The 16175-nt window shown below is 65.7% G+C and carries 14 protein-coding genes; 7 read left to right on the top strand and 7 right to left on the bottom strand.

Translation table 11 applies throughout. The features are described from left to right. Nucleotides 1–138 precede the first annotated feature (138 nt). The 4 genes from FG94_RS12420 to FG94_RS12405 all read right to left on the bottom strand — a co-directional run bounded on the left by FG94_RS12420 (nt 139) and on the right by FG94_RS12405 (nt 3642). A complete protein-coding gene (locus tag FG94_RS12420) occupies nt 139–1236 on the bottom strand; it encodes an NAD(P)/FAD-dependent oxidoreductase (RefSeq protein WP_036211948.1) in 1098 nt (365 codons plus the stop codon). 121 nt (nt 1237–1357) lie between these two features. Next, nucleotides 1358–1681, bottom strand: a complete 324-nt coding sequence (gene fdxA, locus FG94_RS12415) for a ferredoxin FdxA (RefSeq protein ID WP_027865906.1) — start codon at nt 1679–1681, stop codon at nt 1358–1360. 183 nt (nt 1682–1864) lie between these two features. Further along, nucleotides 1865–2140, bottom strand: coding sequence for a protealysin inhibitor emfourin (locus FG94_RS12410; RefSeq protein ID WP_036211944.1), 276 nt, complete (start codon nt 2138–2140; stop codon nt 1865–1867). Continuing rightward, complete coding sequence (locus FG94_RS12405) at nt 2137–3642, bottom strand: hypothetical protein (RefSeq protein WP_152570959.1); 1506 nt, start codon at nt 3640–3642, stop codon at nt 2137–2139. The genes FG94_RS12410 and FG94_RS12405 overlap by 4 nt, the downstream gene beginning before the upstream one ends. A 183-nt stretch (nt 3643–3825) precedes the next feature. Here FG94_RS12405 and FG94_RS12400 point away from each other — a divergent pair, with 183 nt between their 5' ends. After that, a complete protein-coding gene (locus tag FG94_RS12400) occupies nt 3826–4107 on the top strand; it encodes a polyhydroxyalkanoic acid system family protein (RefSeq protein WP_027865904.1) in 282 nt (93 codons plus the stop codon). Between the two features lie 47 nt (nt 4108–4154). On the opposite strand, the gene FG94_RS12395 is transcribed toward FG94_RS12400, so the two are convergent. Continuing rightward, a complete protein-coding gene (locus FG94_RS12395; protein ID WP_036211942.1) occupies nt 4155–4409 on the bottom strand; it encodes an acyl-CoA-binding protein in 255 nt (84 codons plus the stop codon). A gap of 252 nt (nt 4410–4661) precedes the next feature. Beyond that, a complete protein-coding gene (locus tag FG94_RS12390) occupies nt 4662–5018 on the bottom strand; it encodes an FKBP-type peptidyl-prolyl cis-trans isomerase (RefSeq protein WP_027865902.1) in 357 nt (118 codons plus the stop codon). A 181-nt stretch (nt 5019–5199) separates the two neighbouring features. Between FG94_RS12390 and FG94_RS12385 the strand changes: the two genes are divergently transcribed. The 5 genes from FG94_RS12385 (at nt 5200) to FG94_RS12365 (ending at nt 13776) form a co-directional block, all read left to right on the top strand. Further along, nucleotides 5200–6009: an EI24 domain-containing protein gene (locus FG94_RS12385; protein ID WP_036211940.1), complete on the top strand. Its 810-nt coding sequence runs from the start codon at nt 5200–5202 to the stop codon at nt 6007–6009. Nucleotides 6010–6025: 16 nt separating this feature from the next. Further along, nucleotides 6026–6811, top strand: coding sequence for a molybdopterin-binding protein (locus tag FG94_RS12380; RefSeq protein ID WP_036211939.1), 786 nt, complete (start codon nt 6026–6028; stop codon nt 6809–6811). Nucleotides 6812–7149: 338 nt separating this feature from the next. Next, nucleotides 7150–10341 carry a transglycosylase domain-containing protein gene (locus FG94_RS12375; RefSeq protein WP_200879973.1) on the top strand — a complete coding sequence of 1064 codons (3192 nt, stop codon included), beginning with the start codon at nt 7150–7152 and terminating at the stop codon, nt 10339–10341. A gap of 53 nt (nt 10342–10394) precedes the next feature. After that, the gene (locus FG94_RS12370) at nt 10395–11753 is read left to right on the top strand and encodes a TAXI family TRAP transporter solute-binding subunit (protein WP_036211936.1); all 1359 of its coding nucleotides are present in this window, start codon (nt 10395–10397) and stop codon (nt 11751–11753) included. Nucleotides 11754–11820: 67 nt separating this feature from the next. Further along, complete coding sequence (locus FG94_RS12365; RefSeq protein ID WP_036211933.1) at nt 11821–13776, top strand: CocE/NonD family hydrolase; 1956 nt, start codon at nt 11821–11823, stop codon at nt 13774–13776. Between the two features lie 123 nt (nt 13777–13899). Here the strand turns inward: FG94_RS12365 and FG94_RS12360 are convergent, their stop codons facing one another. Next, nucleotides 13900–14358, bottom strand: a complete 459-nt coding sequence (locus FG94_RS12360) for a rhodanese-like domain-containing protein (RefSeq protein ID WP_036211930.1) — start codon at nt 14356–14358, stop codon at nt 13900–13902. 285 nt (nt 14359–14643) lie between these two features. Here FG94_RS12360 and glnA point away from each other — a divergent pair, with 285 nt between their 5' ends. Next, nucleotides 14644–16059: a type I glutamate--ammonia ligase gene (gene glnA, locus FG94_RS12355; RefSeq protein ID WP_036211927.1), complete on the top strand. Its 1416-nt coding sequence runs from the start codon at nt 14644–14646 to the stop codon at nt 16057–16059. Nucleotides 16060–16175 lie beyond the last annotated feature (116 nt).

Below are 16175 nucleotides of genomic sequence, written 5' to 3'. Positions count from 1 at the left end.
AGCGCCCCACATAAGCAGGTAGGCCCTGTCCGACAAGGCCCTTCCGTTGTTTGACCCTAACTGAACGCAGCCTCGAGCGGCAATGAAAAATGCCGCCGGGCTTGCGCCGGGCGGCATTTTTTTACCAGAAGGTAAAGCTTAGTCGAACACTGGGGTCTCGACGCCGAGAATCTTGTGCAGCTTCGGCGAGGTCGTCGTGTACTGCATGTGGATCTTCTTGTCCGGGAAGATGTAGGGCGCGGCGCCGAAGGCGGCCAGCGCGGCTTCGTGGAAGCCCGACAGGATCAGCTTCTTCTTGCCCGGATAGGTGTTGATGTCGCCCACGGCGAAGATGCCCGGCACGTTGGTCTCGAACTTCTCGGTGTCCATGACCTTGAGCTGCTTGCGCTCGATGTCCAGGCCCCATTCGGCGATCGGGCCCAGCTTCGGCGACAGGCCGAAGAACACCAGCAGCATGTCCAGCGGGACGCGGCGGGTGACGCCGTCGGCACCGGTGACCTTCACTTCGCTCAGCTTGCCGTCCGTTTCATCGAAGCCGGTGACCTGGCCGATGATCAGCTGCATTTCGTATTCGTCGCACAGGGCCTTCATCTTGGCCACCGATGCCGGAGCGGCGCGGAAGTCTTCGCGGCGGTGCAGCAGCACGACCGACTCGGCCTTGCCGACGAAGTTCAGGGCCCAGTCCAGCGCGGAGTCGCCGCCGCCGCAGATGACCAGGTTCTTGCCTTCGAACAGAGCCGGATCCTTGACGCGGTAGAACAGCTGGCTGTTCTCGAACTTCTCGATGCCGTCGACCTTCATGGTGCGCGCCTGGAACGAGCCGACGCCGGCAGCGATGAAGATGGTCTTGGTGATGAAGCGGGTGCCGGTCGAGGTCTCGACGTTGAAGCGGCTGTCTTCGCGGCGCTGGACGGTGGTGACTTCCTGGCCCAGGTGGAAGGTCGGCTCGAACGGCTCGATCTGCTTGAGCAGGTTGTCGGTCAGTTCCTGGCCGGTGCACACCGGCACGGCCGGGATGTCGTAGATCGGCTTGTCCGGGTACAGTTCCACGCACTGGCCGCCGACGGCCGGCAGCGAATCGATGACGTGGGCCTTGATTTCGAGGAGGCCGAGTTCGAAGACCTGGAACAGGCCGACCGGACCGGCGCCGATGATCACGGCATCGGCTTCGATCGCGCCGGCGAACGAGCTGTTGGGAGCGATGGCGCCCGCTTCGTGGGAGGCACTGATAGTCATGCTGGAACTTTCTGTGAATTTAGCTGAAATGCGTGGGTGTGGACAGGACGTGGCCGCTAGTGTGCCATGATTGACGAACCGGTGCAGACGGCGGCCCCGGGCGGGGCCGCGTCGGTCATGGTCAGCGGGCCAGCTGGTCCAGCTTGTCCTTGACGTCTTTCCACTCTTCCGCGTCTGGCAGGGCCGGCTTGGTCTTGGTGATCGACGGCCAGAAACGCGCCAGGTCCGCGTTCAGCTTGATGAATTGCTGCTGGTCCGACGGCACGTCTTCTTCCGCGTAGATCGCGTTCACCGGGCACTCGGCCACGCAGACGGCGCAGTCGATGCATTCGTCAGGATCGATGGCGAGGAAATTCGGGCCTTCCCGGAAACAATCTACCGGGCATACATCGACGCAGTCGGTATAGCGACAACGGATGCACGATTCGGTGACAACGTGGGTCATAACAGTCCTATTAGTTGGTCTAGTGTCGCGGCGCCGGGCGCTGAATCGGCCGGCGGGACTTGCAAAGCACTGTATTTTAGGGCAATTCGGGTTTTCCTACAAATTAGGCTTATACACAATATATATAAGCAAATGTAGCCGGTGATGGCGCACCCGAGGACGCCACCACCGGCCGTTCACGCGTCAGGCGCTGGTGCGCAGGCGGTCGAGCAGGGCCTGCCAGTCGCCGCCGCTGCCGTCCTCGCGCAGGAACACGGTATGGCAGCGCGGGCCGTCCTCGACCGTGATCTCCCAGCGCGGCAGGTCGGCCCCGAGCGGGCAGCTCGGCGACGCCGAGAAGAAGTCGAGCCGCTGCAGGAGGTCTTCGAACTCGCCGCCGACCGGGTGGGCAGCGGTGTCGAGGTCGTAGGCTTCGGCCAGCCCGGCGAAGCCGCCGCAGGCGCGCGCGCTGATCTTCATGCCTGGTACGGCATACCGGACACCGGCACTACCGCCGCGTTCGGAACGACGCATTCGCCGAGCCGGCCGTTGGAGGCGCACCAGCGCGCCAGCGCCTGGGCTTCGCTGTCGAGCACCCGGTCCACCCGGTAGTATTCCGGCAGGTTCATGGTGCCGCAGCAGGAACGGCGGTCCTGGCGCGCGCCCGGCTTGTCGCAGACCTTGGGCGCCAGCGGCGTGCACATCGGCTGGACCATGGCGGCTTCGTCGGGCTGCTCGACCACGTCGCGGCGCGCGAACTGGTTGCGGATGAAGCCCGCGTAGGCGGCCGGCTTGCCGTCCTCGTCCACCAGGCGCAGCATCTGGTTGACCACGTCGACATAGGTGGCGGCGCTGTCGGGGGCGGCGATCAGGGCGCGCAGCAGCAGCCCGCGCAGGTAGGCCGCGACCCGGTGCAGCACGGCGGCGCAGTCGTCGTGCGTGGGGTTGCGCTCGTAGGCGAACATGTCGGCCAGTACGTCGTACATGGCGCCGGTGAAGACCTGCGAGATCGCGTGCACCTGGGTGCCGGCCTGCCCCAGCGTCAGGTCGTTGTCGGCATTGCGCAGGCCGGTGCTGCCGCCCAGCGCCATCCCGAACTGTTCGGCGATGTCGGACAGATAGGTCTTGTCGTGCAGGTGGGCCTTGGTCTGGGCCACCACCGCCTCGCACTGGTCGAGCTGGGACAGGGCAAGGAAGATCGCGGTGAGGTCGCCGAAGGCTTCGTGCAGGCCGCCGGTCTGGGGCGGGGCGTCGGCCTGCAGCCATTGCGGCTTGAGGCCGTCGAGCACCGCGTGCGCCGTTTCGTGGGCCACGATGTCGAAGGAGCGGCAGGTGTACACGCGCGCCGCTTCACCGCCTTCGACGCCGTTGGGAATGAAGTCGCCGAACTTCAGGCAGCCCTGGGTGCGGCTGTAGAAGGCGTTCATCACGTTCGGCAGGCCATAGGGATAAACCGTCAGCGGACGCGTGTCCATGCTGGTGTTCCACTGCCAGGGCAGGGGCATGTCGAGGCCGGCGGCGAGCATCGAGCGCTGGTACATGGTCAGGGTCTGGCGCACCACGGCAAAGGTGTGCACGGCGTCGAACTGCGGGGTGTCGGGCTGGGTGACGAAGTCGCCGAAGGCGTTCGGCTCGACCGGGTCGATGCCGGGCGCGCCGGGAGCGATGCGGGCGTCGCGCGGGCCGGCCAGCACCGGGCCGGGCAGGTAGGCGCGGCGGGTGCCGATCTCGCCCACCGAGGGGTCCTGCTTCCACATCAGCACGCGCGCGCCGAAGGCGTGCGGCAGCGGCGGCGCCTCGAGCTCTTCTTCCTCGCGGGAGGACTCCATCTTCGGGTCGCCGGATGGCTCGGCGGGCTGCTCGAGCAGCTTGGCGAGGCGGTGCTGTTGCTGGTAGGGGGCGCTGGGCGTGGGGATGAAGCGGACCGGCGGCTGGTCACGGGGCGTGTCCAGTTCGTCCGGCAAGAGGGCACCTGGTTCCATGACGGCTCCTTGCGAAATGTCGGGCGGCATATCCATGGTCGCGCGCCGGGCGGCGCGGATATTGACAAGAGTCAATTGATTTGGATCGGGGCCCGAAACGCTCGCCAGACTGGCCGACTCGGCCGTCTGCTGGCATCATGGCGGACTTTTCTTGCAACGAATTCAGTAGAAGGATGAACCAGCATGTCGGAAATTAGCATCGTCCAGGAACACAACCTGAGCCCGCAAGAGGCGCGCGAGGCCGCCCAGCAGGTGGCGCAGCGGATCGCCACCGAGTATGGCCTGGCGTGCAAATGGGATGGCGACGTGCTGCGCTTCGAGCGCAGCGGCGTGGAAGGCGCGCTCAGCCTGGAAGGCCAGCGGGCGGCGATGCGGATCCGCCTGGGATTCTTCATGGGCGCATTCGCCCCGGCCATCGAGGCCAAGGTGACGGAAAAGATGCGCAAGGTGTTCGTCCCTGCCTGACCCACGGGGCAGGCAGCGGCCGCCGTCCGGGCGGCCGTGGGGGCTGGTCAGCCCTTCAGTTCTTCGATCAGGTCGATGTACTGCTGCATCGCGTCGTCCTGCGAGGTGCCTTTCAGGGCGGCCCAGGCGTCGTACTTGGCGCGGTTGACGAAATCGGTCATGCCCGGGCGCTCGCCGCTGACGTCGCCGTTCGCGCCCTGCTTGTACAGCGCGTAAATCTTCAGCAAGGTCATGTTGTCCGGGCGTTCCGGCAGATTCTTGGATTCGGCCTGGGCCTGGGCGAACTGTTCCTGCAAGCTCATGAGTACTCCTGTGTTGGTTGCGTTGGCAATGTGGTAAGACAGGAGGGAATCTTAGCGCAGGAGGGGCGCGTTCACCGCGAATCGGGGCGAACTTTAGAGGAGATGCTCGGGGGAACGTAGGGTGGGCGGGTCTTCCCGCCCACGCGGTGATAGCTACAGCGTGCTTCGCGAAAACGCTCCGGCTGGTTGAACGCGTGGGCGGAGTACTTCAGGCCAGTGGCCTGAAGTACAAACCGCCCACCCTACAACAGCTTAGACCGCCAGCAGTTCGACGTCGAAAATCAGCGTCGCATTCGGCGGAATCACGCCGCCGGCGCCGCGCGCGCCGTAGCCCAGGCTGGCCGGGATGGTCAAGCGGCGCTGGCCGCCGACCTTCATGCCCTGCACGCCTTCGTCCCAGCCGCGGATCACGTGGCCGGCGCCCAGCGCGAACTGGAACGGGTCGTTGCGGTCCTTGCTCGAATCGAACTTGGCGCCCTGGCTGCCGTCGTCGTTGCGCAGCCAGCCGGTGTAGTGGACGGTGACGTACTGGCCGGCTTTCGCCTCGTCGCCGCTGCCGACGACGGTGTCTTCGTATTGCAGGCCGGAATCAGTGGTATTGGTGGACATGGTTTTCCCTGTTGTTCAAGTTGAACGGCGATTGTAGTGCATCGTCCCTGGCCGCGCCAAACGCCAGCCCACCGGTCTCCTGCCCGCATTTGCGTAGAATGGCGATATTGAACTCAGAACAAGGAGCCACGATGCCGCTTCGCTGCCCGCCCGTTGTCCATCCAACCCGCAAGGCCCGGCCATGAAGGGCGTCGGCACCGCCTACCGGCGCGCGCTGCGCGCCCAGTTCTCGCGCCGCATGCTGATGCTGTCGGGCGCCCCGCTGGTGCTGTCGCTGCTGTTGTGGGGCGCGCTGCTGTGGACCGGCCTGCAGCCGCTGCTGGACTGGCTGCAGGGGACCTTCGCGGACTACGGCTGGTTCCAGACCAGCGGCAACATGCTGGCCATGCTCGGCCTGGGCATGCTCAAGGTGATGGTGGTGCCGCTGCTGGCGATCGCGCTGCTGCTGCCCCTGATGATCGGATCGGCGCTGCTGTTCATGGGCGTGATCGCGATGCCGGCGATCGAGCGCCACGTCGGCCAGCACCAATACCCCAAGCTGGAACGCAAGGAAGGCGGTTCCTTCGTCGGCAGCATCGCCATCAACGTCGGCAGCACCGCGGTGTTCGCGGTGCTGTGGCTGTTCACGCTGCCGCTGTACGCGGTGCCGCCGCTGGCCTGGCTGGTGCAGGCCTGCCTGTGGGCCTGGGTGACCTCGCGCGTGATGAGCTACGACGCGCTGGCCGCGCATGCCAGCCCCGAGGAACGGCAGGAACTGATGCGGCGCCACCGCGGCGCGCTGTGGGGCATCGGCTTTGCCTCCGGCCTGGCCGGCGCCTTGCCCGGCATCGCCTGGATGGGCGGGGCGCTGCTCTCGATCGTGCTGTTTCCCTTCCTGGCCATGCTGTCGCTATGGCTGTACATCATGATCTTCCTGTTTGCCGGGCTATGGTTCCAGTACTTCTGCTTGGGCGCGCTGGAAGAACTACGCGCTAATGGGCCGCAGGCCTGAACCAGAGGAGAAGCACATGGCATTCGGCCTGATCGTCATCGGTGACGAGATCCTGTCCGGCAGGCGCCAGGACAAGCATTTTTCGAAAGTGGTGGAGCTGCTCGGCGCGCGCGGCCTGCAGCTGGCCTGGGCGCAGTTCGTGGGCGACGACCCAGGCCGCCTGACGGACCTGCTGCGGCGCAGTTTTGCCGGCGGGGACATCGTGTTTTCCTGCGGCGGCATCGGCGCCACGCCCGACGACCACACGCGCCAGTGCGCGGCCGCGGCGCTCGGCCTGCCCCTGGTGCTGCATCCCGAAGGGCGCCTGAACATCGAGGAGCGCATCCGCGAGACCGCGCGCGAGGCGGGCCTGGACGCGGACCTGGGGGCCCCGGAAAACCTGCAGCGCCTGAAGATGGCCGAGTTCCCGCAGGGCGCAGACCTGATTCCGAATCCCTACAACCGCATCGCCGGGTTCAGCGTGCGTGAGCACCACTTCGTCCCCGGCTTCCCGGTCATGGCCTGGCCCATGATCGAATGGGTGCTCGACACCCAATATTCGCATTTATTTCACGCCAGTGTCCACCTGGAACGCTCGCTGATCGTTTATGAACAGGCGGAGGCCTCGCTGACCCCGCTGATGGAGGCGCTGGAACGCGATTATCCCGGGCTGCGGGTGTTCAGCCTGCCGAGCGTGGGCGACGCGCAGACGCGACGTCATATCGAGCTGGGCGTGAAGGGCGCGCCTGCGCAAGTGGAGCCCGCCTTCCTTGCCATGCAGGCCGAACTGCAGAGCCGCGGGGCCGAATTCCAGTGTTTGTAGGACTGCATGCCGTCCTGATAACTCAGCCGTTGTTTTTTTGCGAAAATACATCGCGCGCATCAAAATTGTTAAACGGCGTCTCGCGCGGGTCGTGTTGATGTGGTGGAATGATACCTATGGAGGTGCAATCCTGAGTGAGTTTGCACCGCGCATTTTTGCAGACTGACGAGGACCCAATCACTCGAACACAACAGGGCAAGGATGGCGGGCAGGTTGCAGGGATTGAGCACGAATTGATTCGAACCAGTTGAGCCATCATGGAAAGTATTCGCCGCATCGAGCGGCCCAGTAATGTCATACGCGCGCTAGGCGAGTGGTTGCGGCGAACTGCCCAGGCCATGTCCGGCGGCGCCCCCGTGCTTGCGTCCGCGGGCGGCAACGATGTTCCCCTGTACGAAGCCTATCCGCACCTGGCGGCGGGCGGCGGAGCGCCCGGCAGTGCGCCCTTGCCTCCGCCCGAAGGCCCCGAAGGCGCTCCCGAAGGATCGCCCGAGCCGGCGCCGCGCAAGCGCCGCTGGAAGCCCTGGTTCTACCTTGCCCTCCTGATCCTGCTGGTGCTGCTGGGCGGCTGGGGCGCGCTCGAAATACGCACTTCGCGCCTGCAGGCGAAGATCTTCGCCGAGATGGCCGACGACCTGAGCTTCCGCATGGAGAAGGGGGCCAGCCCCGCGATCCGCTTCCCGGCCGCCAGCCCCTACGACACCCGCCTGGGCTATGCCGGCATGCCGGCCTACCTGGAAAAGCTGCAGTCGCGCGGCTACCACATCGACGCCCAGGCCCGCATGTCGCCCAAGATGGTGGAATTCGCCGACCGCGGCCTGTACGCCACCTACCACGAGAAGACCAAGGTCGGCCTCGAGATCCTCGACTGCCGCGCGCAGCCGCTGTTCGCCTCGCGCTTCCCTGAACGCTTCTACCACAAGTTCGAGGACGCGCCTTCGCTGCTGGTGCAAAGCCTGCTGTTCATCGAGAACCGCGAGCTGCTCGACCCGGCCTACCCGCACCGCAACCCGGCGGTCGAATGGGACCGCTTCTCGAAAGCGGTGTTCGACAAGACCCTGAGCAGCGTCGGCCTGGGCGGCGGCGGGCGCGTCGCCGGCGGCTCCACGCTCGCGACCCAGATCGAGAAGTACCGCCACTCGCCGGAAGGGCGCACCGGTTCGCTGCAGGACAAGATGATCCAGATGGCCTCGGCCACGCTGCGCGCCTACCAGGACGGCGAAGACACCACCAAGGCGCGCCGCCAGATCGTGCTCGACTACCTGAACACCGTGCCGCTGTCGGCCAAGCCGGGCTACGGCGAAGTCAATGGCATCGGCGACGGCATGTGGGTCTGGTACGGACGCGACTTCGACAAGACCAGCGCCATGCTGCGCGGCCCGATGAACAGCCTTGATGCCGTCACCGCCTACAAGGAAGCGCTGTCGCTGATGATCGCGCAGCGCCGCCCGGCCTACTACCTGGGCGCCGGCGAGCATGACCTGGAAACCCTCACCAACAGCCACCTGCGCGTGCTGGCGCAGGCCGGCGTGATCTCGCCGCAGCTGCGCGACGCCGCGCTGAAAGTGGCGCTGCATCCGGCCCAGGGCTCGGGCGTGGCCCCGCCGGGCGCCGACGCCTTCGTCTCGCGCAAGGCCGCCAACGCGGTGCGCAACCACCTCGGCTACCTGGTGGGCGATTCGCGCCTGTACAACCTCGACCGCCTCGACCTGTCGGTGGTCTCCACCCTCGATGCAGGGGTGCAGCAGGCCGTCACCGACGTGCTGCGCAAGCTGTCCGATGCCGAACACGCGAAAGAAGCCGGCCTGACCGGCAAGGGCATGCTCGGCAACGGCGACCCGGCCCAGGTGGTGTACAGCTTCACCCTGATGGAACGCGGCGAGCACGTGAACTACCTGCGGGTCCAGACCGACAACTACGACCAGCCGCTCGACATCAACGAAGGTGCCAAGCTCGACCTCGGCTCCACCGCCAAGCTGCGCACCCTGGTGACCTACCTCGACATCGTCGACCAGCTGCACAAGCGTTTCGAGCCGATGGACGAGATCGGCCTGATGGGCGTGGAAGTCGATGCCAAGGACCGCATGTCGCAATGGGCGCTGGAATACTTCCGCACGCTGCCGCGCGGCGCCGACCGCGGCCTCAAGCCGATGCTGGCGGCGGCGATGGAGCGCAAGTACTCGGCCAATCCGGGCGAAGCCTTCTTCACCGGCGGCGGCCTGCACACCTTCGGCAACTTCAGCAAGCTGGACAACAGCAAGATCATGACGGTCACCGAAGCGCTGCGCAGTTCGACCAACTTGGTCTTCGTGCGCATGATGCGCGACGTGGTGCGCTACTACATGTTCCAGCTGCCGGGCTCCTCGGCCCAGCTGCTGGCCGATGCCGACGACCCGCGCCGCCAGATGTACCTGGCGCGCTTCGCCGACAACGAAGGCAAGGTATTCCTGGCCAAGTTCTGGAACAAGTACAAGGGCAAGACCCCGCAAGAGGTCGAAGCGCTGCTGTTCTCGGGCGTGCGTCCGCTGGCCTCGAAACTGGCCGCGGCCCACCGCACCGTGTTCCCGGGCGCCACGATGGCGCAGTTCGGTAACTTCATCGACAAATCGCTGCCGGATTCGCACGACATGGATCCGGACCGCATTCCGAAGATGTACGAGATGTACGACCCGAAGAACATGACGCTGGCCGACCGCGGCTACGTGGCTTCGGTGCATCCGCTCGAGCTGTGGCTGGCGGGCTACCTGATCACCCATCCTAAGGCCGGCTGGACCGAAGTGACCAACGCCAGCGTCAAGGAACGCCAGGAAGTCTATTCCTGGCTGTTCAAGACCCACCGCAAGCATGCCCAGGACAAGCGCATCGCCGGCCTGATCGAGGTCGAGGCCTTCCTGAAGATCCATGCGCAGTGGAAGAAGATGGGCTACCCGTTCGATTCGCTGGTGCCGTCCTACGCGACCACGCTGGGCGCCTCGGCCGACCGTCCGGCCGCGCTGGCCGAACTGATGGGCATCATCGTCAACGGCGGCGTGCGCAAGCCGGTCGAGCGCATCGACTCGCTGCACTTCGCCAAGGACACTCCGTACGAGACCCTGGTCAAGCGCACCAAGGGCGGCGGCAAGGAGCAGGTGCTGGCGCCGGAAGTGGCGCGCGTGGTCGCGGATGCGATCCAGGGCGTGGTCACCGACGGCACCGCCAAGCGCGTCAAGACTTCCTTCGTCCAGTCCGACGGCAGCGTGATCGCCGTGGGCGGCAAGACCGGCACCGGCGACCAGCGCTTCGAGACCTATGCCAGGGGCGGGCGCGTGATCGAGTCGCGCTTCGTGAACCGCTCGGCGACCTTTGTCTTCAACATCGGCGAGCGCTACTTCGGCAGCATGACCGCCTACGTGCACGGCCCGCAGTCCGGCAACTACGACTTCACCAGCGCGCTGCCGGTACAGCTGCTGTCGAACCTGGCGCCGAGCCTGATGCCGATGATCGAGCCGCCCGCGGGCAGCATCGCCGCGCAGCGCCAGTGCGTTCGTTGAACGGGCAGCCTGGCACATCCGGTGAGGTAAAGCGTGGCGCGCTCAAACGCGCCATGACGCGCGTGCGGCAGTTCAGCATCGTGTCCCTGCGCGACCTGCTGGTCGCCAGCGGGCCGACCCTGCTGGCGGTGATCGCGGTCGCCGTGCTGGCCTATATCTGGGTCGACCCGGCGCCGCCGCGCCAACTCTCAATGGCCACCGGCCAGTTCAACAGCGCCTACCAGGAATTCGGCCGCCAGTACGCCGCCCGGCTGGCGCGCGACGAGATCAAGCTGAGCCTCCAGCCTTCGCTGGGCTCCTACGAGAACCTGCAGCGCCTCATCGAGGGCAAGGTGGACGTGGCCTTCGTGCAGAGCGGCTCCACCGAGAACGGACAGGCCGAGCCTCAGGTGGACACGACGGGCCTGGTGTCGCTGGGCAGCCTGTTCACCGAACCGGTGTGGCTGTTCCTGCGCCAAGGCGCCAAGGTCACCCACCTGACCGACTTGAAGGGAAAACGCATCAACCTCGGGCCGGAAGGCACCGGCGTGCCGCGCCTGTTCCGCCAGGTGCTGGACGCGAACGGCATCGCACCGAGCGAGCTGCAGATCGGCGCGCTGGAGAACACGCCGGCCACGGTGGAGCTGCTGGCCGGGAAGATCGACGGCCTGGTGTTCAGCTCCGCGCCGGAAGCGCCCTTGATCCAGATGCTGCTGCAGACCCCGGGCATCCGGCTGTTCAACTTCAGCCAGGCCGACGCCTACACGCGCCGCCTGCCTTTCCTCACGCACGTGGTGCTGCCGCGCGGGATCGTCGACCTCGGGCGCGACATCCCGGCCCAGGACTACCACCTGATCGCCCCCACCGCCACCCTGGTGGCGAGGGAGGACCTGCACCCGGCCCTGGTGGGCCTGCTGGTGAAGTCGGCCGGCGAGATCCACGGCAAGGCGGGCTGGTTCCAGCAGCAGGGCCAGTTCCCCTCGCCGAAGTACACCGAGATTCCGGTGGCGCGCGAAGCGGAGCGCTACTACCGCGATGGCCCGCCTTTCCTGCAGCGCTACCTGCGCTTCTGGCTCGCCAACCTGTTCGAACGCCTGTGGGTGGTCGCGGTGGCGCTGGCGGCGCTCCTGATCCCGCTGTCGAAGATCGTCCCGCCGATCTACGTGTGGCGCGTGCGTTCGCGCGTGTACCGCTGGTACGGCGAGCTGCGCAAGGTGGAACAGGAGCTGGAAGCGATCGCGCCTGACGACCGGGAGGCCGCGCGCGAAGGCTTGCTGCTGCGCCTCGACGACATCGAGGAGCGCGTCAACCACATCTCGATCCCGCTCGCCTACGCGGAAGAGTTGTACCGCCTGCGCAGCCACATCAACTTCGTGCGCGAGCGGGTGCGCGGCACCATCGACCAGCACGGCATCGCAGTCTCCCGGAACTAGCGGAAATAGCAATTTTTCTCTCGGAAACGGATTACACTGACGCCTTTGTCCGAATTCGAAAGAAGCCATGATCCGTCGTCCCTTGTCCGCCCTCGCATTGGGCGTGATGCTGGCCTGCAGCGCAGGCGCGCAGGCCACCAGCCAGGCCGTAGCACATGCCGATGCACCGGCACAAAAGCGTAACCCGCGCGAGGCCTACACCAAGTACGAATACCGCATCCCGATGCGCGACGGCGTCAAGCTGTTCACCACCGTGTACGTGCCGAAGGACAGCTCGAAACCCTATCCCTTCCTGATGCAGCGCACGCCCTACAGCGCGGGCGTCTACGCGCAGGGCGAGCAGCGCTACGGCGTGGACTGGTTCCCCGAGGCGCTCAGCCCCTCGCGCGAGCTGGAGGACTCCGGCTACATTTTCGTGACCCAGGACGTGCGCGGCCGCTACATGTCTGAAGGCAGCTGGCAGGAGATGACGCCGCATGGCAGGCCCAAGCGCGCCAAAGGGGAGGGCCAGGAAAGCGAGGACATGCACGACACCGTCGAATGGCTGCTCAAGCACGTCCCGAACAACAACGGCCGGGTCGGCATCTGGGGCATCAGCTACCCGGGCTTCTACACGGCGGCCAGCATCATCGACTCGCACCCGGCCATCAAGGCCGCTTCGCCGCAGGCGCCGATCGCCGACCTATACATGGGCGACGACTCCTACCACGGCGGCGCCTTCATGCTGTCGGCGAACTTCGACTTTTATTCGTCCTTCCTGCCGCAGCAGAACCCGACCACGGGCAACAAGGAGCGTTCGCGCTTCGCCTACGGCCAGGCCGATGCCTACGACTTCTTCCTGAAGCGCCTGACGATGGAGAACATCCTGGCCAGCATGAGCGCGGAGCAGCGCGAGCTGCTCGAGCCGACCATCGTGCACGACACCTACGACGAATTCTGGCGCTCGCGCGCCATCACCCCGCACATGAAGAACGTCAAGGCGGCGGTGCTGACGGTGGGCGGCTGGTTCGATGCGGAAGACCCGGCCGGGCCGTTCGCGATCTACAAGGCGGTCGGCAAATACAATCCCGGCACGCCGAACGCACTGGTGATGGGACCCTGGGTGCACGGCGGCTGGGCGCGCAGCGACGGCGCGCGCCTCGGTCATGTCAGCTTCGACGCCAAGACCAGCGAATACTTCCGCCGCGAGATCCAGTTCCCCTTCTTCGAGCAGCACCTGAAGGGCGTGAAGCCGGCGCGCGCCTTGCCCGCCGTGACGGCCTTCGAGACCGGCACCAACGTCTGGCGCAGCTACGCCGCCTGGCCGCCGGCGCCCGCCAGGGCGCGCACCCTGTACTTCGGCCCGAACGGCACGCTGGGCTGGCAGCAGCCGGCCGCTTCAAGCGCCGGCTACGACGAATACGTGGCCGACCCGAAGAAGCCGGTTCCCTTCATCGGCTACCCGGCCACCGGCGTGCCGCGCGAGTACATGGTGTCGGACCAGCGCTTCGCCGCCACCCGTCCCGACGTGCTGGTGTACCAGAGCGAGGTGCTGGAAGAAGACGTGACAGTGGTCGGTTCTGTGGTGCCGAAGCTGTTCGTGTCGACCACCGGGACCGACGCCGACTGGGTGGTCAAGCTGATCGATGTCTACCCGAGCGAGTACCCGACCCCGGCCGTCGAACGCAAGGGCAACGACGTCGCGCCGCCGAGCCTGAACCTGGGTGGCTACCAGCAGCTGGTGCGCGGCAATCCGCTGCGCGGCAAGTTCCGCAACAGCTTCGAGAAGCCCGAGCCTTTCACCCCGGGCAAGCAGGAAGCGATCAGCTTCGACATCGGCGAGGTGAACCACACCTTCCGGCGCGGCCACCGCATCATGGTGCAGGTGCAGAGCTCGTGGTTCCCGCTGGTCGACCTGAACCCGCAGACCTTCACCCACATCCCGAAGGCCAAGCCGGAAGATTTCAAGAAGGCGACCCAGCGCGTGTACCGCGCACCGGGGGCGGCGTCGGGCCTGCAGTTGATGGTGATGCCGGCGCAGTGAGTTTTTCGTAGGGTGGGCAAGTTTCTTGCCCACGCGGTGATAGCTGGCAGCAAGATCATCCGGCACGAGAGCGGAGCCGTAAACGATCACCGCGTGGGCGGGAGACCCGCCCACCCTACATCTTCAAGCCCCGACCCAGGGCAGCCCGGCCTTGCACCAGCCGCCAATCGTCTTGCGGTGCCCCTCCGCATCGCGGTCGCCCTCGAAACCTTCCAGGATGTCGTAGGACTCGGCAAACCCGTGTTCGGTCGCCACGCGCGCGCTGTGGCGCGAGCGCACGCCCGAGCGGCACAGGAACAGCAGCACCTCGTCCTTGCGCGCCACCTGCTCGAGCTGCGCACCGAAGGCGGGATTCGGCGCCCCGCCCGGATAGGTGGCCCATTCCACCGCGACGTGCTGGGTGTCCGGAATCGCCACCCGGCCGACCCAGTCGCGCTCGGCGTTGGTGCGCACGTCGACCAGCTTCACGCGCGGATCGCTGCGCAGGAGCGCGAAGGCCTCTTCGGGCGTGACCGCGCCGGCATAGGGCTGGCCGCCGGCGCGCTGGCGGGCTTGGGCAAGGATGGTCTCGGTAGTCGTCATGATGTGATCCGTTTTGAACAAGAAAAGTCGATGCACCAACTTGGTTCGGTGTATCCTGCGCTGCGATGGTGCATCGCGCCACTCTCGCACCAGGATGGTGCGGAGGTGCACTGCCAGGCGATGCCCCGGTCGGACGATTTTAGGCCGGATACGAGCGATTTCCAACGAAGCATTGTGCATTTGTTCATAACGGCAGCTTGGCACGGTTCATGCTTTGAAGTACGGCAAGTTGCCCCGCTGCGAGGTTTTCCGGCGCGGCACCCCCTTTTCAATCAGGAGATACGAATGGCAAAGACGGCTGCAGACGTAATTCAACTCATCAAAGACAACGAAGTGAAGTTCGTTGACCTGCGCTTTGCAGACACCCGCGGCAAGGAGCACCACGTGACCGTGCCGGTCTCGCACTTCGACGAAGACAAGTTCGAGTCGGGCCACGCCTTCGACGGTTCGTCGATCGCCGGCTGGAAGGGCATCGAAGCGTCCGACATGCTGCTGCTGCCGGACCCGGCCACCGCCAACATCGACCCGTTCATGGAAGAGACCACCCTGTTCCTGCAGTGCGACGTGATCGAACCGTCGGACGGCAAGGGTTACGACCGTGACCCGCGCTCGATCGCCAAGCGCGCCGAAGCCTACCTGAAGTCGTCGGGTATCGGCGATACCGCCTTCTTCGGCCCGGAACCCGAATTCTTCATCTTCGATTCGATCAAATGGCGCGTCGACATGTCGGGCTGCTTCGTCAAGATCGACTCGGACGAAGCATCGTGGTCGACCGACAAGGACATCGAAGGCGGCAATAGCGGCCACCGCCCGACCGTCAAGGGCGGCTACTTCCCGGTCCCGCCGGTCGACAGCTTCCAGGACATGCGCTCGGAAATGTGCCTGATCCTGGAATCGATGGGCATCCCGGTCGAAGTGCACCACCACGAAGTGGCCGGCGCCGGCCAGAACGAAATCGGCACCAAGTTCTCGACCCTGGTTGAGCGCGCCGACTGGACCCAGAACATGAAGTACGTGATCTGGAACGTCGCCCACAGCTACGGCAAGACCGCGACCTTCATGCCGAAGCCGATCAACGGCGACAACGGCTCGGGCATGCACGTGCACCAGTCGATCTGGAAAGACGGCAAGAACCTGTTCGCCGGCGACGGCTATGCCGGCCTGTCGGAAACCGCGCTGTTCTACATCGGCGGCATCATCAAGCATGCGCGCGCCCTGAACGCGATCACCAACCCGGGCACCAACTCGTACAAGCGCCTGGTGCCGGGCTACGAAGCGCCGGTCAAGCTGGCCTACTCGGCCCGCAACCGCTCGGCCTCGATCCGCATCCCGCACGTGGCGAACCCGAAGGGCCGCCGCATCGAGACCCGTTTCCCGGATCCGCTGGCCAACGTCTACCTGTGCTTCGCCGCGCTGCTGATGGCCGGCCTGGACGGCATCCAGAACAAGATCCACCCGGGCGAAGCCGCGACCAAGGACCTGTACCACCTGCCGCCGGAAGAAGACAAGCTGATCCCGACCGTGTGCTCCTCGCTGGAAGAAGCGCTGGAAGCACTGGACAAGGACCGCGAGTTCCTGACCCGCGGCGGCGTGTTCAGCGATGCCATGATCGACGCCTACATCGAACTGAAGATGCAGGAAGTCCAGCGCATGCGCATGACCCCGCACCCGGTCGAATTCGACATGTACTACTCGGCGTAATCGATTGGTCAACAGAACCGTTGCGCTCATGCATCACCGGGCGTAAGGGTCTGTAACAAAGGCGGGGAAAGCGAGGGCTTTCCCCGCCTTTTTTCATCCTTCCTGTACACTCGCCG

The sequence above is a fragment of the Massilia sp. LC238 genome (assembly GCF_000735635.1).
Classification (GTDB): domain Bacteria; phylum Pseudomonadota; class Gammaproteobacteria; order Burkholderiales; family Burkholderiaceae_D; genus Telluria; species Telluria varians.
The sequence above is the reverse complement of the archived record's forward strand: the minus strand, read 5'-3'. Positions and strand labels throughout refer to the sequence as shown.